Source organism: Hephaestia sp. MAHUQ-44 (assembly GCF_023806085.1).
In the GTDB taxonomy this organism is placed as follows: domain Bacteria; phylum Pseudomonadota; class Alphaproteobacteria; order Sphingomonadales; family Sphingomonadaceae; genus Sphingomonas.
Window position 1 is genome coordinate 1 of record NZ_JAMSLX010000016.1, and the last position, 26,797, is coordinate 26,797.

Annotated in this window: 23 protein-coding genes; 5 read left to right on the forward strand and 18 right to left on the reverse strand. The window is 65.5% G+C overall.

Annotated features, from left to right (window positions below; all coding sequences use genetic code 11):
* Nucleotides 1–140: 140 nt before the first annotated feature.
* From NFE57_RS14310 to NFE57_RS14370, 13 genes are all read right to left on the reverse strand, one after another.
* Complete coding sequence (locus tag NFE57_RS14310) at nt 141–554, reverse strand: hypothetical protein (protein ID WP_252136274.1); 414 nt, start codon at nt 552–554, stop codon at nt 141–143.
* Between the two features lie 42 nt (nt 555–596).
* Nucleotides 597–2,489: an XrtA/PEP-CTERM system amidotransferase gene (locus NFE57_RS14315; protein WP_252136322.1), complete on the reverse strand. Its 1,893-nt coding sequence runs from the start codon at nt 2,487–2,489 to the stop codon at nt 597–599.
* Between the two features lie 115 nt (nt 2,490–2,604).
* Nucleotides 2,605–4,128, reverse strand: a complete 1,524-nt coding sequence (gene xrtA, locus NFE57_RS14320; protein ID WP_252136275.1) for an exosortase A — start codon at nt 4,126–4,128, stop codon at nt 2,605–2,607.
* Nucleotides 4,125–5,312, reverse strand: a complete 1,188-nt coding sequence (locus tag NFE57_RS14325) for a TIGR03087 family PEP-CTERM/XrtA system glycosyltransferase (RefSeq protein ID WP_252136276.1) — start codon at nt 5,310–5,312, stop codon at nt 4,125–4,127. Before NFE57_RS14325 ends, xrtA begins: the two co-directional genes overlap by 4 nt.
* Nucleotides 5,312–6,379, reverse strand: a complete 1,068-nt coding sequence (locus tag NFE57_RS14330) for a FemAB family XrtA/PEP-CTERM system-associated protein (protein ID WP_252136277.1) — start codon at nt 6,377–6,379, stop codon at nt 5,312–5,314. Before NFE57_RS14330 ends, NFE57_RS14325 begins: the two co-directional genes overlap by 1 nt.
* Nucleotides 6,376–7,218 carry an XrtA system polysaccharide deacetylase gene (locus NFE57_RS14335; RefSeq protein WP_252136323.1) on the reverse strand — a complete coding sequence of 281 codons (843 nt, stop codon included), beginning with the start codon at nt 7,216–7,218 and terminating at the stop codon, nt 6,376–6,378. The genes NFE57_RS14330 and NFE57_RS14335 overlap by 4 nt, the downstream gene beginning before the upstream one ends.
* Before the next feature lie 17 nt (nt 7,219–7,235).
* Entirely contained in the window at nt 7,236–8,258 is a 1,023-nt protein-coding gene (locus NFE57_RS14340) for an ExeA family protein (protein WP_252136278.1), read from the reverse strand.
* Nucleotides 8,259–8,311: 53 nt separating this feature from the next.
* Nucleotides 8,312–9,910, reverse strand: a complete 1,599-nt coding sequence (locus NFE57_RS14345; RefSeq protein WP_252136279.1) for a hypothetical protein — start codon at nt 9,908–9,910, stop codon at nt 8,312–8,314.
* Entirely contained in the window at nt 9,907–10,854 is a 948-nt protein-coding gene (locus NFE57_RS14350; RefSeq protein WP_252136280.1) for a P-loop NTPase family protein, read from the reverse strand. The genes NFE57_RS14345 and NFE57_RS14350 overlap by 4 nt, the downstream gene beginning before the upstream one ends.
* Before the next feature lie 10 nt (nt 10,855–10,864).
* A complete protein-coding gene (locus NFE57_RS14355; protein ID WP_252136281.1) occupies nt 10,865–12,373 on the reverse strand; it encodes an XrtA system polysaccharide chain length determinant in 1,509 nt (502 codons plus the stop codon).
* 10 nt (nt 12,374–12,383) lie between these two features.
* The gene (locus tag NFE57_RS14360) at nt 12,384–13,025 is read right to left on the reverse strand and encodes an XrtA/PEP-CTERM system exopolysaccharide export protein (protein ID WP_382280742.1); all 642 of its coding nucleotides are present in this window, start codon (nt 13,023–13,025) and stop codon (nt 12,384–12,386) included.
* 98 nt (nt 13,026–13,123) lie between these two features.
* Entirely contained in the window at nt 13,124–14,362 is a 1,239-nt protein-coding gene (locus tag NFE57_RS14365; RefSeq protein WP_252136282.1) for a pyridoxal-dependent decarboxylase, exosortase A system-associated, read from the reverse strand.
* On the reverse strand, nt 14,359–15,870 hold the full coding sequence (locus tag NFE57_RS14370; protein ID WP_252136283.1) for an acyl-CoA ligase (AMP-forming), exosortase A system-associated: 1,512 nt from the start codon (nt 15,868–15,870) through the stop codon (nt 14,359–14,361). Before NFE57_RS14370 ends, NFE57_RS14365 begins: the two co-directional genes overlap by 4 nt.
* Nucleotides 15,871–15,965: 95 nt before the next feature.
* Between NFE57_RS14370 and NFE57_RS14375 the strand changes: the two genes are divergently transcribed.
* From NFE57_RS14375 to NFE57_RS14385, 3 genes are read left to right on the forward strand one after another with little or no spacing between them, the layout of a single operon-like run.
* Nucleotides 15,966–16,238: an acyl carrier protein gene (locus tag NFE57_RS14375; protein ID WP_252136284.1), complete on the forward strand. Its 273-nt coding sequence runs from the start codon at nt 15,966–15,968 to the stop codon at nt 16,236–16,238.
* Nucleotides 16,239–16,248: 10 nt separating this feature from the next.
* Complete coding sequence (locus tag NFE57_RS14380; protein WP_252136285.1) at nt 16,249–16,938, forward strand: alpha/beta hydrolase family protein; 690 nt, start codon at nt 16,249–16,251, stop codon at nt 16,936–16,938.
* A complete protein-coding gene (locus tag NFE57_RS14385; RefSeq protein WP_252136286.1) occupies nt 16,926–17,711 on the forward strand; it encodes a hydrolase 1, exosortase A system-associated in 786 nt (261 codons plus the stop codon). The genes NFE57_RS14380 and NFE57_RS14385 overlap by 13 nt, the downstream gene beginning before the upstream one ends.
* A 74-nt stretch (nt 17,712–17,785) precedes the next feature.
* Here the strand turns inward: NFE57_RS14385 and trxB are convergent, their stop codons facing one another.
* Complete coding sequence (trxB, locus tag NFE57_RS14390) at nt 17,786–18,754, reverse strand: thioredoxin-disulfide reductase (protein WP_252136287.1); 969 nt, start codon at nt 18,752–18,754, stop codon at nt 17,786–17,788.
* A gap of 172 nt (nt 18,755–18,926) precedes the next feature.
* On the opposite strand from trxB, the gene mobA reads away from it, so the two are divergent.
* The gene (gene mobA / locus NFE57_RS14395) at nt 18,927–19,472 is read left to right on the forward strand and encodes a molybdenum cofactor guanylyltransferase (RefSeq protein ID WP_252136288.1); all 546 of its coding nucleotides are present in this window, start codon (nt 18,927–18,929) and stop codon (nt 19,470–19,472) included.
* Nucleotides 19,469–20,266, forward strand: a complete 798-nt coding sequence (gene fdhD, locus NFE57_RS14400; protein WP_252136289.1) for a formate dehydrogenase accessory sulfurtransferase FdhD — start codon at nt 19,469–19,471, stop codon at nt 20,264–20,266. Before mobA ends, fdhD begins: the two co-directional genes overlap by 4 nt.
* Here fdhD and NFE57_RS14405 read toward each other — a convergent pair.
* The 4 genes from NFE57_RS14405 to NFE57_RS14420 form a co-directional block, all read right to left on the reverse strand.
* Entirely contained in the window at nt 20,253–21,767 is a 1,515-nt protein-coding gene (locus tag NFE57_RS14405; protein ID WP_252136290.1) for a tryptophan halogenase family protein, read from the reverse strand. The genes fdhD and NFE57_RS14405 overlap by 14 nt on opposite strands.
* Nucleotides 21,764–22,798 carry a cupin-like domain-containing protein gene (locus NFE57_RS14410; protein ID WP_252136291.1) on the reverse strand — a complete coding sequence of 345 codons (1,035 nt, stop codon included), beginning with the start codon at nt 22,796–22,798 and terminating at the stop codon, nt 21,764–21,766. Before NFE57_RS14410 ends, NFE57_RS14405 begins: the two co-directional genes overlap by 4 nt.
* Complete coding sequence (locus NFE57_RS14415) at nt 22,791–23,504, reverse strand: SapC family protein (RefSeq protein WP_252136292.1); 714 nt, start codon at nt 23,502–23,504, stop codon at nt 22,791–22,793. Before NFE57_RS14415 ends, NFE57_RS14410 begins: the two co-directional genes overlap by 8 nt.
* 118 nt (nt 23,505–23,622) lie before the next feature.
* A complete protein-coding gene (locus tag NFE57_RS14420; RefSeq protein WP_252136293.1) occupies nt 23,623–26,763 on the reverse strand; it encodes a TonB-dependent receptor in 3,141 nt (1,046 codons plus the stop codon).
* Between the last annotated feature and the right edge of the window lie 34 nt (nt 26,764–26,797).

The following is a 26,797-nucleotide window of genomic DNA, read 5'->3' on the forward strand; positions in this document are numbered from 1 at the left end:
ACGCAGGTCCATCGAATAAGGTCGCGCCATGCTCGCTGGCCTCCATGCCCAGCCAGCATCTTGAATCACATCTATACGCCCTCGTGAATCCCCTATCGATTCAATCCCACGTCATCCCGCTCTAATACCTCAACGGCAGATTATTTAAAATTCTTCTTTTTTCTTATGATAGATAAAACTTGTGGACTATCTGGGTTTGGAAGGCCCGTTGGAAGAAGCACACCCTTGTCCAATAAGCTCTTCAATATTGCTCCGCGGTGTTTTCCAGTTAGCGCCTTACGCGACACGCCCATCTTCTTTAACAACTCTGCCTTTGTTATTGGAAGATGCTTAGATCTCTCGTGAGCCTTAAGAAGATTACGAGAGACTGGAACGGCACCACCGTTTCTGACAAGCAATATTTCTTTTTCCTGCCCTCCTTTATTGTTTCGTTTTACAGCTCGAAGTTTGCGACGCCTAGCAGGCTGCTCCTTGGTTGGAAAGTCTCCCCAATCAGACCAGAGCCTGCCAAAACCAATGACTGTGCCGCCGCCGTGATAGCTACCTCTCCCCATAGTCCTTCCTTCCAAATTCAAAATCTCGGAGGCACTCAAACCCTATCCGAACACCCGCGCCATCGAGCGTTCGAGCATCATCAATTGCCACAACGTCCGCCCGTGCTCGGCCTTGCCGGCTCGGTGCTCCTCGGCGAGGCGCTGGATCGTGCGCATATCGAACCAGCCGGTGGCGGAGAGCGTCTTTGAGACCGCCAGCCCCTGCGCCTCATCGGCCAGCGCCCCACGGAACCACGCGCTGATCGGGGTCACGAACCCCATCTTGGGGCGATAGAGCACGTTTTGCGGCAGATAGCGTTCCATCGCCTTCTTCATCAGCCATTTGCCCTGCCCGCGCCGCAGCCGCATCGAGACCGGCAGCGTGGCCGCAAATTCGAGCAGGCGGTAATCGAGCAGCGGCTCGCGCGCCTCAAGGCTGACGGCCATGCTGGTGCGATCACTCTTGGTCAGGATGTCGCCGGACAGCCAATGCTTGATATCGGCATATTGCGCGCGATCGAGCGCGTCGCGCGCGGGCGCATCGCGCATCGTCGCGATATAGCGTTCCTCGGCGCGGTGCCCGCCCAGCGCGCGTTTCGCGCCATCGGTGAAGAGCAATGCCCTGAGTGCCGGCGTGGTGACCCCGACGGCGCGGGCATAGGCTTCATCGCCATCGTCGGCGAGCGCGAGCAGCGTCGATTTGAACCGCAACGGGCGCGGCGCCCAATCGAGCTTGGGATAAGCGTTGCCGAGCCGCCCAAACACACCCGCGCGCAGCCCGGCGGGGAGCAGCCCACGCACACGTTCCTCGGCGTGCTGGAATTTATAGCGGCGATAGCCCGCGAGCGCCTCGTCCGCGCCGTCGCCCGAGAGCGCCACCGTCACATTCTCGCGCGCGAGTTCGCACACCCGATAGGTGGCAAGCGCCGAGGCATCGGCGAAGGGCTCGTCGAACGCGGTGACGAGGCGATCGATGATCGAGAAATCGTCGGGCGCAACGATCCGCTCGCGGTGATCGGTCGCGAAGCGGCGCGCGACCTCGGTGGCGAAGCGGCGCTCGTCATGCCCGGCCTCGTCGAAGCCGATCGTACAGGTCTTGACCGCGCGGCTCGACGCCTCGGCCATCAGCGCGACCACCGCCGAGCTGTCGACCCCGCCCGAGAGGAACGCGCCCAGCGGCACATCCGCCACCATCCGCGCGCGCACCGCGGTGCGCATCCGATCCACCAGTTCCTCTTCGAGCGCATTTGCCGAGCCGCGCGCGCGGTTGGAGAAATCCAGATCCCAATATTGCACCGGCTGCGGCACGGGTTTGCCGCGTTCGACCAGCAGGCAATGCCCGGCGGCGAGCTTCTTCACCCCCGCCACGATACAGGCATCGTCGGGGACATAGCCGAACGCCATGAAATCCTCGACCGCGCGGATATCGGGCGTGCGCCGCAGCAGCGGGTGCGCGAGCAGCCCCTTCAATTCGGACGCGAAGGCCAGCGCACCATCGGCCAGCTCGACATAATATAGCGGCTTCACCCCGAGCCGATCACGCGCGAGAAACAGGCTCTGCGTCGCCGCATCGTGGAGCGCGAAGGCGAACATGCCGTTCAGGCGCGCGAGCATCCCCGGCCCCCACAGCCGCCAGCCGTGGAGCAGCACCTCGGTATCGCTGTCGGTGCGGAAGCGTGCGCCCTTGGCCTCAAGCTCGGCGCGGACCTCGTGAAAATTATAGATTTCGCCATTATAGGTGACGGTGATGCGTTCGTCGGCGGTCGCCATCGGCTGCGCGCCGCCGCCAAGATCGATGATCGACAGTCGCCGATGACCGAAACCGACCCCGGCTGCGGTCCATACGCCGCTGCCGTCGGGGCCGCGATGCGCCTGCACCTCGATCATCTTCGCGATGCGCTGCGGATCGACCGGCTTGGGAGTCGCGGGATAGAACAGCCCCGCAATGCCGCACATCAGCGCCCCCTGAATCCGTTCGTGCTGAGCCTGTCGAAGCACCGTTCTTCTTTCCGCCCCGGCAGAGAAAAACGGCCCTTCGACAAGCTCAGGGCGAACGGAGGGAGTGCCGTACTCATGGCGCGATCGTCTTGTCGATCAGCCGATCGAGCGGGCCGAGCGCGTGGGCGAAGCGGGCGATCGCCGCGCGCGGATCGGCGCCGGGCGTCACCTCCGCCGACAGATGGATCGCGGCCGCGCGGTGATCGCCGCCCAGCAAACGGACCTTGAGCGTTTCGAGCTTCACGCGATTCGGGCTGGCGGTGACGACATCGCCGACCACGTACCACGTCGCGACGATCCGTTCGACCGGGCCGGGATGCGTAATCCGCATCACTGAACCGCCCGCGATCGCCGGCTGATTCTGGACGCGCACCCATATATCGTCTTCGCGCAGCACGCCGGTGCCGAACGAGATGAGTTCCTTGCCCTCATGCTGATCGGCGAACACCGCGATCGCGATGTCGACCGCCGCCGTACCATCGGTATAGCGGCCGACGAGAAAGTGATCGGTGCCCGGATAATAAGGCGTCCACGGCGCCTTGGTGGCGATCGGCGCGCGGTGCCAGCCGGGCACGTCGGGCAGGTCGATCTGATCGGGCAACGCCGCCCGACCGTCGATTGCCGCCGACCACAAGGGAAAAACCGATGCCAGCGCGAGCACCAATGCCGCGCCGAGGAGCAAACCGATCGGGTGGCGCGGCGGCGCTTGCAGCGTCGCGGGATCGAACCAGCGCGCGCGCGGATCGCGATCGAACCATTTCCAGCCGATCGCGAGCACGGCCGCCATCACCAGCCCGAAGAAGATCCAGCCATAGACGATATGATCGTAGCCGGTTGCCTGTTCCACCGAGGTGAGATGCGCGGCGTAGATCGTGCCGAACGCGCGCAGCCCATTGGCGAGCACGGGCACCACCAGCGCCATCACCATGAATGCCGCGCGGCGCGCCCATGAGACGTAGCAGACGTTGGCGACCAGCGTGCCGTAAGCGATCATCGCGATCACGAACTTGGCGCCCGAACACGCCTCGGCAACCTCGAAATAGCCATTGGGGATCGTGATGAGCACGCCATCGACCGCCGCCGGCACGCCGAACAGGTGGAGCAGCGGCATGATCATCGCCACCGTCACGTCCTGAAGCGGGCCTTCGAGCGATTCGCCGAACGGCACGAGGAACACCGCATAAACGAGCGGAAACAGCAGCCCACGCGCAACCGCCGGACCGAGCAAGGTCACCACCGCGCCCTGGAGCATCATCACCAGCCCAAGCTGGCGCGCGAGCGCGACGCTTGCCGCGTCGCCCATCAGCCAGCCGACGCCGCCCGCGACCACCAATACGAGCCCCGGCCACCACGCTGTTGGCGTGAGCTGCGCGAGATCGTCGCGGCGCTGCCATGCCAGCCAGGCGAGGACGGGGCCGATGAACAGGCAATGCCCGAAGGTCGTGCTCGTCCACCACAGATGCGTGAGATCGGCGACATCGCCGCGAAACAGAAGGAGGATCGCGACCGCAACCGCGCCCAGCGCGATCAGATGCCGCCGCCAGACGCCCAGCGGGCGGACAATCTCGACCTCGGGTGATACCGCCACTGCCGTCATGCCGCATTCCTGCGGGCGTCCAACCCCAGCAACGCATCGAGCGGCGCGAGGCGGGCGGACCAGCCGTAGCGCTTGATGACGCGCGCGCGCGCCGCAACGCCAAGCACGGCGGCATCGGTGGGATTGTCGAGCAATGACGTTACGGCGTCGGCAATGGTGTCGGCGTTGCGGCCGATGCGGATCGTGCCGTCATGGTGGATCCCCTCGGCGGCGGCGGCCGAGGCGACCACCGGGCGCGCCATCGCCATCGCCTCGAGCACCTTGTTCTGCACCCCGCGCGCGAGCTTGAGCGGCGCGACGGCGACCGATGCCGCCGCGAGCCAGCCCCGAACGTCGGCCACTTCGCCGGTGACGATGACATGCGGGGATGCGAGCGCGGTCACCGCCGGATCGGGGTTGCGGCCAACGATCGCGAAATTGGCGTCATGCGTTTGGCGGATGCGCGGCAGGATAGCGTCCGCGAACCAGCGCACCGCCTCCACGTTCGGCCGGTAATCCATCTGGCCGGTGAAGACGATCAGCGGGCGCGGCGCGTCGGCCGGCTCGAATGCCGCTTCGGGATCGAACCGCACAGTATCGATGCCGTTCTCGATCGCAACCACCCTGCCCTTGCCGCCGCCTGCACGGAACAGATCGGCCTCGGCCGCGCTGACGAACAGGCTGGCGTCGGCGCGCGCCGCAATCTCGCGCTCGAACGCGCCGAGCAGTCGCGCCTCACGCCGCATCATCCATGCCATCGGCACGCTGGCATCGTTGGCATAACCGGCGAATTTGGCCGAATCCACGTCAACGAAATCCATGATGATACGTTGCGCCTGTGAGGGAAGATATTGTGCCATCTGCCCGGAAAAACAGAAGATCGTATCGATCGGATGTGCTGAGAGGATGCCCGAACACGCCTCTGAAACCGCGGAATCGGCGAAGGCGGTGAGCGAGACGGGCCTACCGGTTGCCAGCGCTTCGATCGCGGCGCGCGCCTGCCCCTTTTGGCGGCGGATAAGCGTGCGGGTCGCGGTCCATTCGCCTAGCGCTTCGCTATGCGCGAGATCGCGATTATCGTCGGTGAAGGCGACGAGATGGACCTTTGCCCGGCCCGCGAGGTGCTTGAGGAGATGAAAGCTGCGGATCTTGTCGCCGCGGTCGGGCGGATAAGGCACGCGGTGCGCGAGGAAGAGGAGTTCCATCACCCCAGCCCCTTGGCGATCCACGGCCCCATGAAATTGGCGAGCCACAGCGGCAGTTTCTGCCAGACGCGCACCTGCAAGCGATAGCGCGGGCTCAGCGGGTTGATCTCGCGCTTCGCCGCGCCGTCGGCGGTGCGCACGGCATAAGCGAGCGGTTCGGGGTCGAACCCCCAATTCTTCTTGAACGCCGCCGCGCCGGTGCCGATTTTCGAGCGCCCGAAATCGAACCGCGTGCAGCCGCGCGACCGGGCGTGGCACATCAGTGCGTAATACATCGCGTCATTGGCGCGCAGCCCGCGCGCCTCGAAAGTACCGCCCCCCCAATAGGGATAGACTGTATCGTTGACATAGAAACTGAGGACGCTCGCCACCGCGCGACCTTGATGACGGACGGTGAGCACATCGGCGGCATTGCCGAATTGATCGAGCATGGCGCGGAACAAGGCGGCCGGAAAAACCGGTGTGCCGAGGTTGCGCACCGATTCGGCATAGACCGCATAATGGGCGCGCGCGGCGGCGGCGTCATTGCCGATCGCGATCTCGAAATCATGCGCGAGCGCCTTGCGGACCTCGGCGCGCTGCTTGCGCGGGATCGCGGTCAATTGGGCGGCGTCGTCGGCGGCGAGGTCGCGCGCGAAGCCGACATAGGTGGTCTCGTCGACCTGCCAGCCGTCGCCGGGAACCGGGCCGCCGCGCAGTTCGAGCGTCGGGCAGCGCAATTGCTCGGCGAGCGCCCATGCCGCCCGGCTCAGCGGGCCAAGCGCGGCATCCCCGCCCAGCACGCCGCCATCGACCGCAAACCCCGCCGACACCAGCGCCGCGCCGAACAACGGCGATCGGACCGCATTGGTCGGGAGCACGCCCGCGATCGCGCCGGCGGCGGTCTCGGCGACCAGATAATGCGCGCGCTGGCCGCAGCCGCGCTCGACCGCCCGGCTCCAGCCGGTACAATGAAACGGCGTGCCGCGATGCGCGCGCACGAAATCGTCGATCCGCGCGCAATCGGCGGTGTCACCGAGATCGGCAATGCGGAGCGCCAGCGGGGGATCAAGCAGGGCCATCGTCATCCGAGCCGCGCCGCCTCTTGCACCGCGACCGCATCGACCCGTCCCCAGGCGTGGTGCGCGATCAGCCCGCGCAGCTTGCCCGCCATCGCACCGAGCCGCGCGTAATGGCGCAGCTTCGATTTGAGCGGCGCCTCAGCGACGCGCGGCTGGCCGGGATCGATCTCCCACGGGTGGAAATAGAACACAGCCGGGCGTGCGTCCTTGCGATTGACACGGCGTATTGCCCAATTAGTGTAAGCACTCGGAAATAGACGGAAAAACCCGCCGCCAGTTGCATAATTGCGGCCGCGGATGCGGGCCGTGGTGACGGGAAGCTCGATCAGGCCGCTATCGGCGAGCGGGCGGAACGCGAAGCGCGATGCCTCGGGCCAGCCATAATGGTCGTGGACCACCGGCGCAACGCTCGACGAATAGATGTAGCCCGCCTCGGCTAGCTCGGGATGCGCCCAGGGCGTGCGCGTATCGATCGAGAAGCTCGGCGCGCGATAGCCGGTGACGGCCGTGCCGCCCGCATCCTCGAGCGCAGCACGGGCGCGAACGAGATCGGCGCGGAAAGTGGCCGCGTCCATCGTGAACACGCGCTGGTGGTCCCAGCCGTGGCTCGCGATTTCGTGGCCGGCATCGACAATCCGGCGGATCAGCGCAGGGTAGCGATGCGCCACCCAGCCGAGCGTGAAGAAGGTCGCCTTGACCCCCGTTTCGCCGAACAGCGCGAGCACCGCATCGGTGTTGCGCTCGACGCGCTGCGGCAGCCGATCCCAATCGGCCTTCGCGATCACCGTTTCGAACGCACCGACCTGGAACCAGTCCTCGACATCGACCGACAGGCCGTTGAGCATCGTCACACGCGCCCCCCTCAGGCCGCGCTGCTGCCCATCACGGGCTCGCTGCGCTGGCTGTCACCACCCTCGACCCAATCGACGAGCAGCGTCAACACGCGGCGGAGCGCGGCATCCTGATCCTCGACGCGCGCTTCGAGCATCGCGATCCGCTGCATCGCCTCGTCGATCGACGGGACGGTCGCGGCTTTGGCGGCGTCGGCGATCGGTTGCGGCGCGGGATGGTGGACGTCGGCGGCGAGATCGTCGATCACCGCATCGATCACCTCGGCGTCGATCGTCGCGATCCGGTCCATCGCCGCGAACAGCATGACGCGCCCGGCAAGCTGGTTGACGATCCGCGGCACGCCGCCGGTCGCCTCGTGCATCGCGACGAACGCGTCGGGCGCGAAATCGGGCTTGCCCTGCCAGCCGACCAGCGCGAGGCGATGCCGCATATAGGGCTCGATCTCCTCGGGCTCCATCGGATCGAGATGGTGGATCGCGATCACGCGCTGGCGCAATTGTTCGAGCCGGTCCGACCCGTGGAGGCGATCGCGAAACTCGGGCTGGCCGAGCAGCACGATCTGGAGCAGCGGCTGCCCGCCCGCCTGGATGTTCGAAAGCATCCTGAGCTCTTCGAGCGAATCGGTGGGCAGCGCCTGCACCTCGTCGACGATCAGCAAAGTACGGCGCCCGTCGCGGGCGACGGCGTGAAGCCCCTGTTCGATCCGCTTGAGCAGATCGGCCTTGGCAAGGCCCTGCCCCTCGATCCCGAGCCCGTCGGCGACCAGCCGCAGCAGATCCTCGGGGTCCATCTGCGTCGAAACCAGCGTGATGACCTTGAGCCGTGTGGGATCGATCGTATCGACGAGATGGCCGACCAGCGTGGTCTTGCCCGCGCCGATATCGCCGGTGACGACGATGAAGCCCTCGCCCTGCGACAGGCCATAGCCGAGATACGCCATCGCCTTGCGGTGCGTGGCGGTCTCGAACCAGAAGCGCGGATCGGGTGTCAGCGCGAAAGGCCGGCCGCTCAATCCGTATTGGTCTTCGTACATCGTCGCTTTCCTGCCTGTGGGGCGCCCGTAATCGTCAGAAGTGCCGGTCATCATCAGAACTGATAGCGCAGCCCGACCAGCGCCTGGCCGGTCACCTCTGCTTCGGTGGATTTGGTGTCGAACGTGTAGAGGCCGAGCGAAGCGGTCGCGCCGAGCCGCCCGAAGGTGCGGTAATAGGTGCCCACCGTTCCCGTCGAGATGATGTTCTCCGCGCCGACAAAGCCCGGATCGAACCAGTTGGCGAACACATTGCCTTCGATCGACGAATTGGCGTCGAGCGCGCGCTGGACGAAGAACTGGCCGTAGACGCTCTGGTCATTGATCCCATAGGTCACCGCGCCGGTGGGCGTGTTGGGGGCATAGAGCTTGCGGTGGGCATAGCCCGCGCCGAAGCCCATCCGCAGCGGCCCCTTGCTGGCGTAGATCACGCCATCGACGCCGCGCGCACGATAGCTTGCGGTCGAGATCGACTGGAACACGTCGTTGAGGCAGCCGCCGACTTCCGAACCGCTGGTGCCGAAGGTGCAGCCCGTATAGGCGCCGCTGAACTGGTCGCGCAGCGTGGTGAAGCTGGTCGGCAACCCGGCAATCCCGTTGCGGAGCTGGCGCCCGAACGTATCGACCTGATCGTAGACCACGACCCGCAACCCGCTGGTTTCCGACATGGCGTGGCTGAGCGAGCCGAAATAAACCCACGAATCGTAGCGCCGGCCGACATGCGCCTCGAAGGCGGTGCGCGGGCTGGGCCGCCAGACGACACCGGCGTCCCAATAGATGCCGTCGGTGCGATAGGCGATCCGCTGGGGTGAGGCCGGATCGGTGACGAAGCGGCCCTTGCCGTCGATCACCGGGTTACCGTCCGCATCGAGCAGCGCGTCTTTCTGGCTGGTCTGGAGTTCTTCATAGCCCACGCCCGCCGTCAGCGCGACGGTCGCCGACACCGGGACGAGCACGTCGCCGCGAACATATTTGTCCTCATAACGCTGGTCGAGCTGCCCCGCATCCTCGCGTTCGTATCCCGCGCTGACCGTCACCCCCACCGGCGCGACCGCGCCGGGGCGCACCCCCGCGCTGACCAGCACGCTATGGCTGGTCGAATCGTCATAGGCGTCGAGCCGCGGAACATCGGGTCCAAGCCCGGTGAAACCCGGCGCGTCGACCTTGACATAGCCGAGCCGGTAGCTCGCGGTCAGATCCACCGGGCCTGCGCGCGTCGCCACGCGGGGGCCGACATAAAAGGCGTAGACCTGCGTCATATTATCGACCTGCGGCCCGTCAAACCCGGTCGCGGCACCGCGAATATCCGATCGCGCCCGCGTCGCGAGTGCCCCGCCCTCGATCGTCAGTGCCTGCCCGACACCCACCGCCGCGCGCGCGAGCCCCTGATGGACGTCGCTGTCGCTGGTGTGCTTGTCCCATGAGAAGGAATGTTCGTAACGGTAGTTGACTTGCGCGGTCGCGTTGTGCGTCGTGATCGCGGCATCGACCCCGGCGGCGACCTGCGAATAGGTCAGCACGTCACCGGTCGTGAAATTGTCGGTCAGCACCTGGCTGATCTCGATATAGGGGGAGATCTCCTTGTGTTGGGCAAGCGCGGGGGTAGCGGCGCCGAGCAGCGCCAGGGCCCCCGCGAAGCTGGTTGCGCGGATCACTTCGGAATCTCCTCGCCATAAAGGCCGTAATAACTGCCGAAACGCGGGCGGCCGGCGGTGAAGGACACCGCGTTGAGCACCAGATTGACGTGCTCGCACCCGTCGAGAATCTGGATCGCCTCGCGCAATTCGCTCTCGGCGGTGCGATCGGCGCGCACCACCATCATCACCTGCCCCACCCGGCTCGCGAACACCGCGGCGGGCGACGCGGCGAGCGCGGGCGGCGAATCGAAAATCACGATCCGGCGCGGATCGGCCGCGACCAGCGCATCGAGCAGCGCGCCGGCGCGATCGCTCGACAGCAATTCGGTGTCGTCATGGCTGCGGGTACCCGCGGCGAGCACGCTCAATTGCGGAATGTCGGTGCGAATGACGCAGGCCTCGATATCGAGCGCGTCGTCGGCAATCGCATCAAGCAGCCCCGGCGCTTCGGCGATGCCGAGCCGATGGAGCAGATCGGGCTTGGCGCAATCGCCTTCGACCAGCAGCACTTCGACATTCTTTTCGGCGGCAATCGAAATTGCGAGGTTGATCGCGCTGAAGGTCTTGCCCTCATCGGGATTGGCCGAACAGACGAGCACCATCCGCGATTTGACGTCGCCGGCCTCACCACGCACCGCGCGCGCGGTGAGCAGCACCTGACGCTTGATCTGGCGGAACTCCTCAGCAAGCGCCCCCACCGGCGCACCAGGCACCAGCAGATGCTTGCTTACCAGCCGATCGCGATCGATCAGCGCGATGCCCGATTGCAGCGGGCGGGGCGCGGGCTGCACCGGTTCGGCCACCGCCACGGGTGCGGCAACCACAACCGGCTCGGGCGTAGTGACCGTGACCCGTTCCACCACGCGTGGTGCGGTGCCCCGCAACAGCGCCTGAAAGTCATAGGCCGCATCGGCGCGCTCGATGAGCGAACCTCTGAGTCGGCGGGGTGTGGCGTCGTTCATGCGCGCCTCCTCACGCTGCCAGCCCGCGCTGGAGGAATTCGACCCCCAGCAACGCGACATAGGCCACCACCAGCGCGGCGGTGCCCCCCGCGAACAAACGTAGCCTTCTGGCCCGCAGCGCGCGTTCGGCATCGCTCAGCATCAGCCCGACCGAGCCGATCACCGGCAGCCCGGTTGCGCGTTCGAGACGCGGCGTGGTCGCGAAGGTGGTGGTGAGCTGGCTCAGCCCGAACGCGACGCCAACCCCGCCGCCCAACCCGACGAGCAGCACTGCGGTGAGCAGCAACACGCGATTGGGCGAGGTCGGCATACTCGGGCTGGTCGGCGGATCGACGACGTTGAACTTGATCGCGTCGGTCTGTGTCTGCGCCTGGCTGCGCAGCTTGAGATCCTCCCGGTCACCGAGAATTTTGTCATATTGCGTTTTGAGCACGAGATAATCGCGTTCAAGCTGGGCTTGTTGCGCAGCGACGCCGGGGTCGGCCGCAAGCCGCGTTTGCAGTGTGCTGAGATCGCCCTGAAGCTGCTGCTTGCGCGACAGCAGCGAGGCGACACTCGATGCCTTTTCGGCCTGCATCGACTGGAGCGACATATAAAGCGGGTTGGGCGATCCGCCGGTCGCGCTCAGCGGTTCGCGCGCGGCGGCGGCCTGCGCGGTCTTGAGCTGGTTGGTGAGCGCGATCACATCGGGATGCGAATCGGTGAAACCACGCGCGCGCGCATCGGCGAGCTGGCCATTGATCGCGGCCACCCGCGCCCGCGCCGGACCATAAGTGGTGCCACCCGGCCCCGCGACCGTCGCGGGCGTGCTCGCCATCTGGCCATTGACCGCAGTCAGGCTCGATTGCGCGGCAGCAAGATCCGAATCGACTTGCGCCAACTGGCTGCGCGCGGCGCTGATCCGGTCCTCGAGCGAGCCCGTGCCCGGCAGCGAACCGAGATATTGCGCGTTGAAATCGGCGCGCTTCTGATCGGCGGCCTGAAGCTGGCGCTGGCGCTGGACAAGCTGTGCGTCGAGAAAACCCAGCGATTCGGTGGTTTCGGTGCGGTCGCCGGCCAGATTTTCCTCGACGAAAATGTCGATCAGCTTCTGGACGATGTCATGCGCCAGCTTGGGGCTGGCCGCGGTCGCGGTGATCTCGAACAGATTGTCCTGCTGCGCGGTCACCTTCACCGCGCTCTTGAGCCCGGCGGCGCGTGCCGCGATATCCTTGTCGTTGGAGGCCGTCGCCGCGAGATCGGTGCCGCGCACGACCTTTTGAAGATTGACCGACGACGCCAGTGTCTGGCGGATGCGATCGACATCCTTCAACTGATCGGCGGCGGTGATGCCGAGCTTGCCCGGCAGGATCGAGTTCATCTGCACGAACACGCGTGCCCGCGATTCGTAACTGTTGGGGATCTGCGAGACAGCGAGCCAACCGAGCAGCGCGATCGCCCATGCCGCCGCCAGCGCGATCCAGCGTCGTTGCCAGACCGCGTGCAGCGCGAGGCGGAGTTCGTCGTAGAGACCGGTCACCGCGCGCCCCTCAGAACATGCTCTCGGGGATGATGATCACATCCCCCGGTTCAAGCTGGACGTTGGCACGGGTATCCCCGTTCTTGAGCAGATCGGCGAGCTTGAGCGCATATTCCTTCTGCTTGCCGGTCGCCCGATCGAAGCGGATCAGCCGCGCGCGATTGCCCGCGGCGAACTCCGACAATCCGCCGACCGCGATCATCGCGTCGAGCAGCGTCATGTTGGCGCGATAGGGCAGCGCGGCGGGCTTTTCGGTCGCGCCGACGATGCGGATCTGCTGGCTGAAGGTGCCCGAGAAATTCTCGACGATCACCGAGACGATCGGGTCCTGGATATATTGGCTGAGCGCGATCTTCATGTCGTCGGCGAGCATCGCGGGGGTCTTGCCCACCGCCGGCATGTCGCTGACGAGCGGCGTGGTGATCCGCCCGTCGGGCCGCACCTGGACCTGCGACGACAGTTCGGGATTGCGCCAGACGAAGATGTTCAACTTGTCTAGCGGGCCGATGATATATTGCTCGCCCGCCACCTGTTGCTGCGCGACAAAGGTCGCCGGCGGCAGTTGAGGGCGATCGCTGCCGGCACATCCCGCCAGCGCCAATCCCAGCGCGGCGGGTGCCATGAATGCCGTTGAATAGCGCGCCAGACCCATATTCGTAACCTCCCACGCGGGCCGGCCGGAGGTGACGTCGTCTCCAACCGTGCGCCGTGATCAGCCCCGGGCTATGCGGTCAAGAGGTGAAGATAGCGTTAGGATTGACGGCCGTGGGCCAGCAATTCGGGCGCGGGGGCGTGACTTAAGAACCCCGCCGGGCTCGCGGACGCGCCATAGGCGCCAGCCAGGAAAATCGCGATGACGTCACCCGTTTCGGCGCGTGGTAGCACGACATGATCGCCAAGCCGGTCGAGCGGCGTACACAGGCAGCCGACGACAGTAACCTCATCGTCCGCGGCCGCGCCCATGCGGTGCGCGACCGCGATCGGATAGTTGCGGCGCACCACGGTGCCGAAATTACCCGAGGCCGCGAGTTGGTGGTGAAGCCCGCCATCGACGACCAGAAAGGTCTCGCCGTGGCTGGTTTTGCGATCGATGATCCGCGTCAGATACACCCCCGCCTCGGCCACCAGCCACCGGCCCAGTTCGATCGCAAACCGGCTGTCGGCGAGGATTGCCGCGCGTGACGCCAGGGCCTCACCCAGCGCCGCCCCGATCGCCTCGACGTCGAGCGTTTTGTCGCCCGCGAAATGGGGCACGCCGAAACCACCGCCCAGATTGACCAATGGCGGCGCCGCGCCCGCCCCGTCCGCCAGCCTTGCCGCGAGCGCAAGCGTTGCCGCCTGAGTCTCGATGATCGCCTGCGCATCGAGCGCCTGCGAGCCCGCAAAGATGTGGAAACCGCGCCAATCGGCGCCTGCGTCGATCAGGCGGCGCACCAGCGCCCCGGCACGGTCGGCATCGATCCCGAACGGCGAGGCGCGCCCGCCCATCCGCATCCCCGATCCGCGCAATTCGAGATCGGGGTTCACGCGCACCGCCAGCCGTGGCGTCACCCCCAGCCGATCGGCGATTACCAGCGCACGCGTTGCTTCGCTGTCGGATTCGAGGTTGATCGTCACCTCGGCACGTATCGCAGCGGCAAGCTCGGCGTCGGTCTTGCCCGGTCCGGCGAAACTGATCCGCGCCGGGGGCATCAGCCCGTCGATCCGCGCGAGCTCGCCCACCGAGGCGATGTCGAACCCGTCGACCAACGGCGCGATCGCGGTGAGCAGCGGCGCGAACGGGTTCGCCTTGATCGCATAATGCACGTCGAGCGTCGCGGGCATCGCCGCGCGCAACCGCGCGATCCGGGCCGCAACCGCCGCCATGTCGTAGACGAACAGCGGTGTCTCACCAGCCTCGGCGATCCATGCCGCCGCGCTGCGCCCGCCGATCATCAGATCGCCCTGCTGGCCCGCGAAATCGGGCGGGATCGGCCCGATCGGCTTCATGGCGCCAAAGCCCCACGCAGCGCTGCGCGATCGAGCTTGCCGTTGGCGTTGCGCGGCAAGGAATCGCGCCATTCGTAGCGGGTGGGTTGCATGAAACTCGGCAGATCACGCCGCAGCCGCGCGCGCAAGTTTCGTTCTGCCACCTCGGCGTCACCGGCGGCACGCGCGACGATCACGATTGCCTGACCGAGCCGATCGTCGGCGACGCCAAACGCCGCCGCCTCAGCCACCTCGCCGCCGCGCAGCACCGCCTCCTCGATCTCGGTCGGGCTGATCCGGTTGCCCGCGCTTTTGATCATCTCATCGTCACGCCCGACGAAGTGGAACAGGCCGTCCACCCCCTCGATCACGGTATCACCCGACCAGACGGCGGTCCCGCCTTCGCGCGAAAAAGCGGGCGCGGGACGAAAGCGCTGCGCGGTGCGCTCGGGATCGTTCCAATAGCCTTGGGCAACCAGCGGCCCGGCATGAACGAGTTCGCCGGCCTCGCCCGGTTTGGCCTGCGTTCCATCGGCAGCCACCGCCATCACCTCGGCAAAGGGGATCGCTCTGCCCATCGCGTCGGGATGCGCGTCGATCAGCGCCGGATCGAGGAAGGTCGAGCGGAACGCCTCGGTCAGCCCATACATCGCGTAGAGATCGGCCCGCGGGAAGCGGGTTCGCAACCCGCGCACCAGTGACCGGGTGAGCGCGCCACCTGAATTTGTCATTCGTTTCAAGTTGGAAGCAGTATTTTCTGTCCAGTCAATCTCAAGCAATTGGACCCACAGCGGCGGCACGCCGGCGAGCGTGGTGATGGCGAACCGCTCAACCGCCTTCATGACATCGCGCGGCAGCAGATAATCGAGCGGCACCACCCGCCCGCCCGCCGCCCAACTCGAGAACAATTGATTCTGACCGTAATCGAAACTCAGCGGCAACACGCCAAGCACGCGATCGTTGGGTGTAAGCTTAAGATAATGCGCGACGCTGATCGCGCCGAGCCATAGATTGGCGTGGCTCAGCATCACCCCCTTGGGGCGCCCGGTGGAGCCCGAGGTGTAGAGGATCGCGGCGAGCGAATCGGGATCGGCCCCCGATGGGGGCATCGCCTCCCCGCCAGTGGCGACGTCGTCCTCGGGCACGATACGGCAGGCCTTGGGCACGTCGCCCGCCGCCAGCGTTGCAAGCCGCGCGGGCTGGCTCACCAGCATCGCGGCACCACTATCGGCGAGGATATGCGCGACCTGCGCGCGCTTGAGCAGCGGGTTGATCGGCACATGGATCAGCCCGGCGCGCGGCGCCGCGAGCGGCAGCACACAGGCGAGCCGCGTCTTGGGAAGCCAGCTTGCGACCCGGTCACCCGGCCGCAATCGCTGCGCCATCAGCCACGCTGCGGCCGCGCCAACACGGGCCTCGAGTTCGGCATAAGTGAGCGTGCCTGCGCGATCCTCGATCGCCACGGCATCGGGGCGCCCGCGCGTCGGCAGGTGGTCGATCGGGTGCGGCACGGGATCGGGATCGATCATGCTTTCCGCCTCTAGCCGGAAACCCGGCGTGCGCGAAACACTTGTCCCGCCTCCGGTCAGCGATTAATGCGGCGCCGCACCATGGGAGGGGGCGTGTGGTTCCAGAAGGTAAGGCTCAGATCGACGTCATCATTCGTGCCGTGTTGCGCGACGTATTGGGGATTTCACCCGAGCGTGCAGCGGCATTCGACGATCAGACCCCGCTGTTCGGCGCGCTGCCCGAACTCGATTCGATGGCGGTCGCGGGCGTGTTTACCGAATTGGAAGACCGGCTGAATATCCTGATCGAGGATGACGAGGTCGATGGCGAGATGCTCGAAACCTTCGGCGCGCTCACCAGGTTCGCGGCAAACAAGGCGCTACAATGACCGAGGCGGTGTGATCGACCATTACGATTGGGCCCGCGGGCGCGAAGCGATGCTTCGCTTCGGCCCCGATACGGGCCCGATCGTCATCCTCGTCCCACCGCTGTTCGAGGAAGCCAATCGTTCCCGCAGCTTCGGCGTGACGATGCTGCGCGCGCTCGCCGAACGCGGCATCGCCAGCGTATTGCCCGATCTGCCGGGCCAAGGCGAAAGCGAAATTTCACTCGAACAAATCAGATTTAGCGATTGGAATAATGCTATTTCGTCGCTCATCACGGCCTTGGGACCGACACGCGTCCATATCGCCGCGATCCGCAGTGGCGGCCTGCTGACCCGAGCCACTCCCGCGCAAAGCCGGTGGCTGTTCGCGCCGCAGGACGGCGCCGCGCTGGTCCGCGACCTGCTGCGCACCAGGCGCCTTGCCGATGAGGCGCGCGACGACATCGTCCTCGACGCCTCGGACGGGCTGATCGAGATCGCGGGCAATATCGTGTCGCACGCATTGCTGGGCGACCTGCAGGAGACGATGCCCGATCGGACAGACCGGGCGCGCGTTGTTCGGCTGGACAGCGATCCGCGCGATGCGAACCGCAAGGTGGCCGGCGCGCCCTTGTGGCGCCGGAGTGAGCCCGGCAATGATTGTACGCTTGCAGAGATGCTTGCGGGCGATATCGCGGACTGGATCGGAACATGCGGCAGTTGATCGCCTTCCCCTGTGCGGGCGAGACGCTGGTCGGCACGCTCGACGCGGTGTCGGGGACGACGGGGCTGCTGATCGTTTCGGGCGGCAACGAGATCCGCATCGGCGCGCACCGGGGCATGGCGTTGCTCGGCGCGCGGCTTGCGGCGGCGGGGACGCCGGTGTTTCGGTTCGATCGGCGTGGGATCGGCGATTCGAGCGGCGAAAATAAGGGTTATGCCGCCTCGGCGCCCGATATTGCCGCCGCCGTCCGCGCGTTTCGAGAGGCGGTGCCGCACCTCACCGCGATCGTCGGGTTCGGCAATTGTGACGCCGCGACCGCGCTGGCGCTGTTTGGGCACGATGCAGGGGTTGATCGGCTGATCCTCGCCAATCCGTGGGTCGTCGAAAGCGACGACGATCTGCCCCCCGCCGCCGCGATACGCGCGCATTATGCCGAGCGGCTGCGCGATCCGCGGGCATGGCTGCGCGCGTTAAAGGGTGGCGTCAGCGTTGGAAAATTAATCAGTGGCTTGAAGAAGGTTTCAGAAAAATCTTCTCAAGTAGAAAACGCGCTCGCCGATTGCGTATTCGCTGCATTGTCCCCCGCTACGACGGTGATCCTTGCCACGGGCGACGCCACCGCGATCGCCTTTGCTGACGCTGCGCGCACGCGTGGTTGGACGGGGGCGACGGTAGAGATCGACACGGGCTCGCACAGTTTCGCGCGGAAGCCGGATGGCGAGGCATTGTATCAGGCAATCGCCAGCGCAATTTTCGACGACCGTTCGTGCTGAGCTTGTCGAAGCACTGCTAGGAGAACGCCCTTCGACAGGCTCAGGGCGAACGGAAATCGTTCCTCCTGCCCCGCTTATTCCGCCGCTTCGGCGACCTTCTCGAAATCGGCTTCGGCGAGGAATTTCTCGGCGTCGAGCGCGGCCATGCAGCCGGTACCAGCCGCCGTCACCGCCTGACGATAGATTTTGTCCATCACGTCGCCGCACGCGAACACGCCGGGGATCGAGGTGCGCGTGCTGCCCGGCTCGACCTTGATATAGCTGTCCTTGTCGAGCTCGAGATGGCCGCGGAACAATTCGGTCGCGGGATGGTGGCCGATCGCAACGAATCCGCCCTCGACATCGAGTGTCGAGAGTTCACCCGTCACCATATCCTTGAGCTCGAGCGCGACCAGTCCCTCGGGGCTGCCGCCGCCGACGAACCGGTGGACTTCCTTGTTCCACAGCACCTTGATGCCCTTGTGCGCGAACAACCGCTCCTGAAGGATGCGTTCGGCGCGCAAGCTGTCGCGGCGGTGGATCAGCGTGACGTCGGGCGAATGGTTGGTGAGGTACAATGCCTCCTCGACCGCGGTGTTGCCGCCACCGATCACCGCGACCTTCTTGCCGCGGTAGAAGAAGCCGTCGCACGTCGCGCAGGCGGAAACGCCCTTGCCCTTCATCGCCTCTTCGCTGTCGAGCCCGAGCCATTTGGCCTGCGCGCCGGTGGCGATGACGAGCACATCGCCTTCGTAGACATCGCCGCTGTCGCCGGTCAGCCGGAACGGCCGCCGCGACAGATCGACATCGACGATCGTATCCCAGACGAGATTGGTGCCGACATGCTCGGCCTGTTTCTGCATCTGCTCCATCAGCCAGGGGCCCTGGATGACATCGGCAAAGCCCGGATAATTCTCGACATCGGTGGTCGTCATGAGCTGCCCGCCGGGCTGGATGCCCTGAACGAGGATCGGCTTCATCCCCGCGCGCGCGCCGTAGATCGCAGCGGAAAGCCCGGCGGGGCCGGAGCCGAGGATGAGCATACGGGTCGAATGGGTCGTCATGTCGCGGAATCTGCCTCGTCTGGATCGAGCTCGTCTGGATCGGGGCGCATCTAGGATCGAAGCGCCCATCGTGGCAACATGGGCTGAACGATCGTGCGTGCAAGATCAGTACGCCCGCGAAAATCTTCGCATGCGCATCGTAACGTTTGACCGGGCACCGAGGAGGAACAGAATGGCCGACACGATCCTCGGCGCAATCATCGCCGGCGGCGCCGCGCGCCGCTTCGGAAGCGACAAGGCGCTCGCCGATCTTGGCGGCCGACGGCTGATCGACCACGCCGCCGATGCGCTGTGCGGGGCTGTCGATGCGTTGGTGGTGTGCGGTCGCGAGATGGAGGGGGGGACGTGCCTTGGCGATCGTCCGCAACCCGGCCTTGGTCCCCTGGGCGGGATCGCGGCGGCGCTCGATCATGCGCATCGCAACGGTTTCGCCTCGGTGCTGACGATCGGCTGTGACATGCCGCGCGTTCCCGGCGACCTGATGGCGCGACTGATCGCCACGCTGCCGAGCTATTGCGCCGACGCCCCGATCCTCGGCCATTGGCCCGCCAGCGCGGCCGACGCGCTGCTCCGCCATATCGGGCCGGTTGGCGAGGCGGCGGGCAAGAACCCGCGGCTGTCGATCCGGGGCTGGGCCGAGGCGGTCGGGGCGACCCCGATCGCTGCCGCCACGCCGCTCGTCAATATCAACACCCCGGCGGACCTCGCGGCGCTATGACGTCATCGCGCGTCGAAACGGTGAGCATCCTCACCCCCGCAAGCACCCGGCCGGGCACGCGCGACGTCGCGGTCGAGGCGCCGGTCGCGATCGAGGTCAACGGCCTCGGCTATGCGGTGATGATGATGACCCCCGCCGCACTCGTCGAGTTCGCGACCGGCTTCATGCTCACCGAGCGCCTCGCCGACCGTGCCGCCGACCTTCGCGACATCGACATTGCCGAGACGCCCGCGGGGATCATCGTTCGCATCATCCTGGCCGAGCATTGTGCGGGGCGCATCCACGATCGCGTCCGCCACCGCACCAGCGACACCGGTTGCGGGCTGTGCGGGATCGCGGGGCTCGAACAGGTCATCCGCCCCCTCCCCGCGCCGCCGCCATGCCCCGATGTCACGCCAGCCGCGCTGTTCGCCGCGCTGGCGAGCCTGCGCGATCATCAGCCGCTCAACCGCGCGACCGGCGCGGTCCATGCCGCCGCGCGGTGCGATACCAGTGGCGTGATCCTCGCCGCATTCGAGGATGTTGGGCGCCACAACGCGCTCGACAAACTGATCGGGGATGGCGCGCGGTCGAGCGCGGTGGCGGATGGCTTTCTGCTCGTCACATCGCGCATCAGCTTCGAGATGGTCGACAAGGCATTGGTCGCGCGCGCGCCTTTGCTGGTGGGGATTTCCGCGCCGACGACGCTCGCGATCGATCACGCCCGCGCGCACGACCTCACGCTCGTGGCGCTCGCGCGCGATGATGCGATGCTGGTGGCGAACGACCCGTTCGGGATCTTCACGCCGGGCTAGATTGCTCGCAATAATCGCGCAGGAAATCGGCGTGCGAGGGCATCGCCGCAACCGCATCGGCGATGTTGCGCTTGAGGTCGGCGAGCGAGGTCTTGAGCTTGTCGGGGCCGAGCAATTGCCCGACGGCGTGGAAGCTGCGCGGCGTGATCCCCTGCCCCAGCATCACCTGCACCCACGAATCGACGCGAAACAGATCGTCGGCGCCCTGATAGGCGACCGCGCTTTCGACAAAGAGCGCGATCCGTTCCTCGAGCGACGCGGGGATCGCCATCTCCCGGCACATTTTCCAGAACGGCGTGTCGTTCCGCTCGGCGAGCTTGTAGTGCAGGATTATGAAATCGCGGACGCGCTCGATCTCGGCTTGCGACTGTGCGTTGAAGCGCTCGGCGAGCGCGCTGGTGTCGCCGCCGAAGGGAAATGACTGGATCAGCCGCGTGATGGCGATCTGCATCAGGTGGATGCTGGTCGATTCGAGCGGCTCGACGAACCCGCCCGCAAGCCCGAGCGCGACGCAATTCTTCTCCCATGCCTTGCGTCGCCGCCCAGTCGCGTAACGGATCACCCGCGGCTCGGCGAGCATCTCGCCACGGATCGCGCCGACCAGCCGCGTCCGTGCGGCGTCGTCGTCGAGATAGGCGCTCGAATAGACCAGCCCGTTGCCCATCCGGTGACGAAGCGGGATTTCCCAACGCCAGCCGGCCTCGTGCGCGATGACGCGCGTATAGGGCACGGGCGCTTCGACGGGCGTCGTCTGCACCGCGATCGCACGATCGGTGGTGAGCCAATGCCCCCAATCCTCAAACCCCACGCCCAGCGTCTGCCCGATCAGCATCGCGCGGAAACCGGTGCAGTCGATGAAGAAATCGCCCTCGATCCGCATGCCCGATTGCAGCACCAGCGCGGTGAGCATCCCGGTTTCGGGGTCTTGTTCGATCGTCGTGATCCGGCCTTCGACGCGGCGGACCCCGGCGGGCTCGGCCTGGCTGCGCAGCAACCGGCCATAAGCGGTGGCGTCGAGATGATAGGCGTAGTTGATCCGCGCGCCCTTGCCGGTCGCGAATTTGAGCGCCTTGGCGGCCTGGAGTTCGTAGCAATAATCGCCCAGCTCGCCCGCGACATCCCACGCCCGGCCCTGCATCCACAGATGATGGAACGGCGCCATCCAGATCGATTTGCCGACCTCGCCGAACGAATGGATGTAGCGATCGCCGGGGCCCGCCCATTCCTCGAACAGGATGCCGAGCTTGAAGGTCGAGCCGGTCTCACGGACCAGCAGGCGTTCATCGAGGCCGATCAGGCTGTGGAAACCACGCGTGGTGGGAATGGTCGATTCCCCCACCCCGACGGTGCCGATCTCGTCCGATTCGACCAAGGTGATGTCGAGCAACGGGCCAAGCTGCTGGACCAGCGCGGCGGCGGCGATCCAGCCCGCGGTGCCGCCACCGGCGATCACCACGCGGGGCCTGGGCGCACCCTGCCGGTCGGCCGCCGTCGCGGTCATCGGTTGAGCCTCTGCAACAGTTTGGCGCGCAGCCGACGCGCACGCATCGCATCGATCGGCGCGAGATCGCCGCGTGCCTGTGGCGGCAGGTGCGCGCCGGCCTGTCGGGGATCGCCGAACACATAATAATCGAACATCGCGCGCCACGCCTGCTTCTCGTGATCGGGCCGGTCGCGCAGGCTCAGCAGGCCGTGCAGCAGCGTCGTCATCGGCGTATCCATGAATGCAGGCACCTTGTTCCACCAATAATTGATGAGCACGTTGAACCGGTCGAGCGCCTCGACCTGATGCCACCACAACGCCGGGTAGATCAGCGCATCGCCGGGTTCGAGATCGGCGATTTCGGCGGCGGCCAGCGCCTCGGCGAAGCGCGGGAAGCGATCGAGATCGGGGGCACGGGCATCGACCATGCTCACCACTTGCCCGCCCGGAGTCGGCTCGAGCGGGCCCGGATAGAGGTTCGCCACCTGATCGGGTGGAAACAGCGTGAACCGCCGCCGCCCAACCATTGCACAGGCGATGTTGTTCGACATGTCGTAATGCGTCGCCGCCACCGTCCGATTGCCCATCCAGATGCTGACGAGCGGCGGGTGATCGGCGAACATCGGTTCGGCGAGATCGAGCGTGTCGGTGGCGCCGAGGCCGGGAAAATAGTGATCGAGATCGGTCGAGCCGACGTAGATACTGGGGCCGTCGGGATCGTCGAGACGCGCGACGATCCGTGCGAACACCTCGCCCAGCGGCATGCGTTCAGCCTCGAAATCGAGCGCGGTCAGATCGTCCTTATAGAAATAGCGGCCCTTGATGTCGGGCCTTCCGGTGAAAACCGTCAGCGGAAACCCCGCATCGAAGCGCGCGATATACGCCATCGCCGCCTCGGGCGATTCCAGCCCCGCGGCGACCAGCGGCAGCGCGCGCCCGAGCCCGCGAATGACGGTCGGGGTTTGCTCGGCTAGCAGCGCCTCGAAATCGACCCGCCCCGCCCCGGCCTCGATCACGCGTGTGCGGCGCAGTGGCGGCGGCTCAGCCATGCCGCCGCTCGTTCTTTAGTTCGATCAGCCGCGCGATATTGCCAAGCGACGACAGCGCCCACATCGCGCAACCCAGGAAACCCGCTCGATGCAGCCGTTCGAGCGCGGCCCCGTCAAGCGAAGCAAACCGCTCGGCATCGAGTGTGTAATAATCGTTGAGCCGATAGCGATGCGCGTCGTCCAGCGCGATCGTCAGCGCCGCATTCTCGATCAGCCCCTCCGCCTCGAACGCCGCGAACATCGGCGCCGACAGATCGAGCCCGGCATAGATCGTCCGCAACACCGCGGCGATATGATCGAGCAGCGGCGTATTGCCGCCATGATCGTGAAATAGCGCCACCCCCTCGGTGCGGCTGACGCGCGGATCGTCGAGATCGACATGGATCATCGGCCCGGCATCCTCGCCACCTTGCGCGGGAATCCCGATCGAAAACGGCCCGCGCTGAAGCAAGGCAGGCACGATCCGCGTGCGCCACCGCTGGTCGACCACGAACAGGTTTTCGTCGCGATCGAGCCCGAGCAGCACCACCGCCTGAAAGGCCTCGTCGGGCCCCTTGCGGAACAGGATCGGGAATTCGCGCTGAAGCTGCTCGAATTCGTTAGGAAAAACCAATGCCTGATTGATCGCCGTTTCCGCCCCGGCATCGGCCCGAACCAGCTTGAGATCGGCGTGATCGACATTGTTGAGCGAGACGACGTTGGTCATGGATAGCGTGATCCATCCTCCCCAAGATGGTGATAGGTCAGCGCGGCTGCGGACTCAAACCGCGCAGGAAAAGGCCGCTGCGAGCAGCGGCCTCCCCCCTTTGCCGAACCTGATCCGATCAGAAGCGGAAGCGTGCCCCCAGGAGGAAACGCCGATCCAGTTCCTGAGCGTACCAGAGCTCGGTGACGTTGCGGGCATAGGTCCGCAAACTCTCCTGCGTCAGGTTGATGCCCTCGAACGACACCGCGATCTGCGGCGTGATGTCATAGCTGATGTTGAGATCGAACTGCCCGAACGGCTTGGTGAACTCGGGGTTTCTCGATCCCTGACGGTTGATCCCCGACAGGAATTTGTCGCGCCAGTTATAGGCGAGACGTGCCGACAGGCCGTTTTTGTCGTAGATCAACGTGGCGTTGAACGTATCGCTCAGCCCGACCAGCGCGAACTGATCTTCGGAGGGGCTCGCCCCGAGATTGAACCCGACATCGCCACGCACCAGCGTATAAGCTGCGGCGACACCGATGCCGGTATTGCCGAAGAAGTGTTGGCCAGCGATTTCGAACCCGTAAATCTCCGCATCGCGATTGTTGATTGGCTGCGTTACCTGGAATTGGTACAGCGGATCGCTGGGATCGGCCGAGACATCGAAATTGTTGTTGATGCTCTGGATATAAGCGTCGCTGAGCGTCCGGGTCGCGGCGTTGTAATGCGCCGGATCGGTATAGGCAGTGACGGCGGCGGCAACCGATCCCAATTGATCGATCAGCGAGGTCATCACGAACAGATTGGCGTCGCTGGTATCGGCGCCCAGCGTGGTCAGCGCCGCCTTGGCGTCGCCAGATCGGCTGCCCGGCGCCCCCGAACTCGGATCACGCAAGCCGAACAGATCCGAACTGTGCTGGCCGTTGCCGATGAAATTGTGAACGCGCTTGTCGAAGAAACCGACCGAAATATAGCTGTCGGGTTTGTAATAATATTCGAACGACAGATCGATATTGTCCGACGTCAACGGCTTGAGCCGGGCGTTGCCGGTCGAGCCCGACGGCACGCCGCCATTGGCAATCGGCCGCGGCGGGCCGCCCACCGATGTCGAGGTGAACAGACTGCCGTAATTGGGCCGGGCGATCGTCTTGCTGAACGACAGCCGGCCGATCAGATTACGCGCGATCTCGAGCTGGAAATCCATCGCCGGCAGGATGTTGTCGTAACTGCCTGAATCGGTGAGGAAGCTGTTGTCGGGTGAGATCACCACGGTGAAGTCGTTGTCCGACACCCATTTGATTTCGCTCGGCACCGCGACCAACGAGGTCGAGGTCGATTTGGTGTGCTCATAGCGCACCCCGGCGACGAGGCTGGCATTGCGGCCGGCAATCTCACCCTTCCACGTCACCTGGCCATACGCCGCCCAGATCTTCTCCTTGACGCGGTTATCCTCGTTGGTGGTGAGGCCCACGGCGTTACCCACGCCGGCATAATGCGGCGAGAGGATCGAATAGATGTCAGCGGCATTGCCGCGATAGGCGATCTGCGATTCGGGGTCCGAACCCGGATTGTAGCGATCGAACTTGCAGACGAGGCAGAAGGCCTCGAGCGCTCCGGGCGCGAGCTGCTCGACATCGCCGGGGTTTGTGATCCCCCAGTCGCCCAGCGTCTGCTGCGTCGCGACGCGCGTCTGGTGCATGTTCGAATCGCGATAATTGCCCCCGAAATCGAACCGGCTGCCGTCGCCCAGATCCCAGCCGAAATCGGCCCGGAGTTCCTTGACCGTCTGCGCCTGGCTCGACGCATAGGTGCGGCCCATCTGCGAGCCGACATTGCCGAGGGTAAGTCCCCCGCCCGGGCCGAAGGTCACGTCCTGGACGGGGATCTTGCCACTGTAATCGACCGAGTGCGCGCTAACCACATTGGCGCCGATCCCGACCAGCGTCGAGCTGTTGCCGTTGGCGTTGTCTGGGCGGCTCGAGGCCTTGCTGTAATGGCCGTCGAGGTTGAGCGAGAAGTTGCTGGTGAAATCGTATTTCGCGTTCAGCCCGTAATCCTGCAACCGCCCCTTCTGCGCGCGGCTTTGCAGTTCCATGCCCTCGTCCTTCACGCCGTTGAGCGTTTCATGAACATAGACCGCAGTCGCGACTGGCGTGTTGCCGTCGAAATGAACCTCGTCGAACGGACGGCTGAACCAGTTGGACAGGTCCGAGCGCGTTTCGCGCTGATTGTTCTGCGCATAAAGCGCATCGGCGGTCAGCAACAACGAGTCGCTCGGGCGGAATTGAAGAACGACCTGTCCGTTGATCCGCTCACGGCTGCCTTCAGCATAGTGATAGCGGCTGTCATTGGGCACCGCGACCAGTTGATCCGCGTTGCTCGGCGCGCCCTCGATCACCGTCGATCCGTCGCTCTTGGTGAACCCTCCCGACAGGAAGGTACCGTAGGGCATGATATTCCAGTCGTTCGAGGTCGCGCTGATCGAGGTGAAGTTGCGCTTCTGGTAGCTGCCGAACAACGCAACGCCGAAGGTGTTCGATTCGTCGGCCCAGTTGAGCACGCCCGACAGTTCGGGGGTCACCTTCGATCCGCAATCGAGGCAGCCGTTCACGCTGGTGTCGTACACCGCTTTGGCCCCGATGCTGCCCGAAAGCCCGCTCTGATTGCTATCGAGCGGATGGCGGGTGACGACGTTGATCGTGGCGCCGATCCCGCCCGAAGGCACCGCGGCCCGTCCCGTCTTGTAGACTTCGAGCGTCCGCACGCCTTCCGACGCAAGATTCGAGAAATCGAACGACCGACTGGACCCTTGCGCGGAATCGGCATTTTCATCGCCGCCGACTACCGAGACATTGGAGGTCGCGAGCGTGCGGCCGTTGAGTGTGACCAGATTGTAGGTCGGACCGAAACCGCGCACGGTGACCAGCGCGCCTTCGCCGTTGGTCCGGTTGATCGACACGCCGGTAATGCGCTGGAGCGACTCGGCAAGGTTCGTATCGGGGAATTTGCCGATATCCTCGGCCGAAATCGCATCGACAACGCCGGTCGAATTGCGCTTGATCGCGATCGAGCGTTCAAGACTGGCGCGAATGCCGGTAACGACGATGTCGCTGCCGGCCGCGTCCTGTTGCGCCGCACTGTCGATCGCCGTGGGTGCGGGATCATCAGCCGGCGCTGCCTGCCCGAAGGCGAGCTGCGGAATGACCAATGATGTCGCGATTGCCAAAACCGACGCCGTGCGCACCAACGCTGACGACGGACGAGTGCTGCTCAGCATCCTGCCCCTCCTTTTTGCGATCTTGAGATCGCTA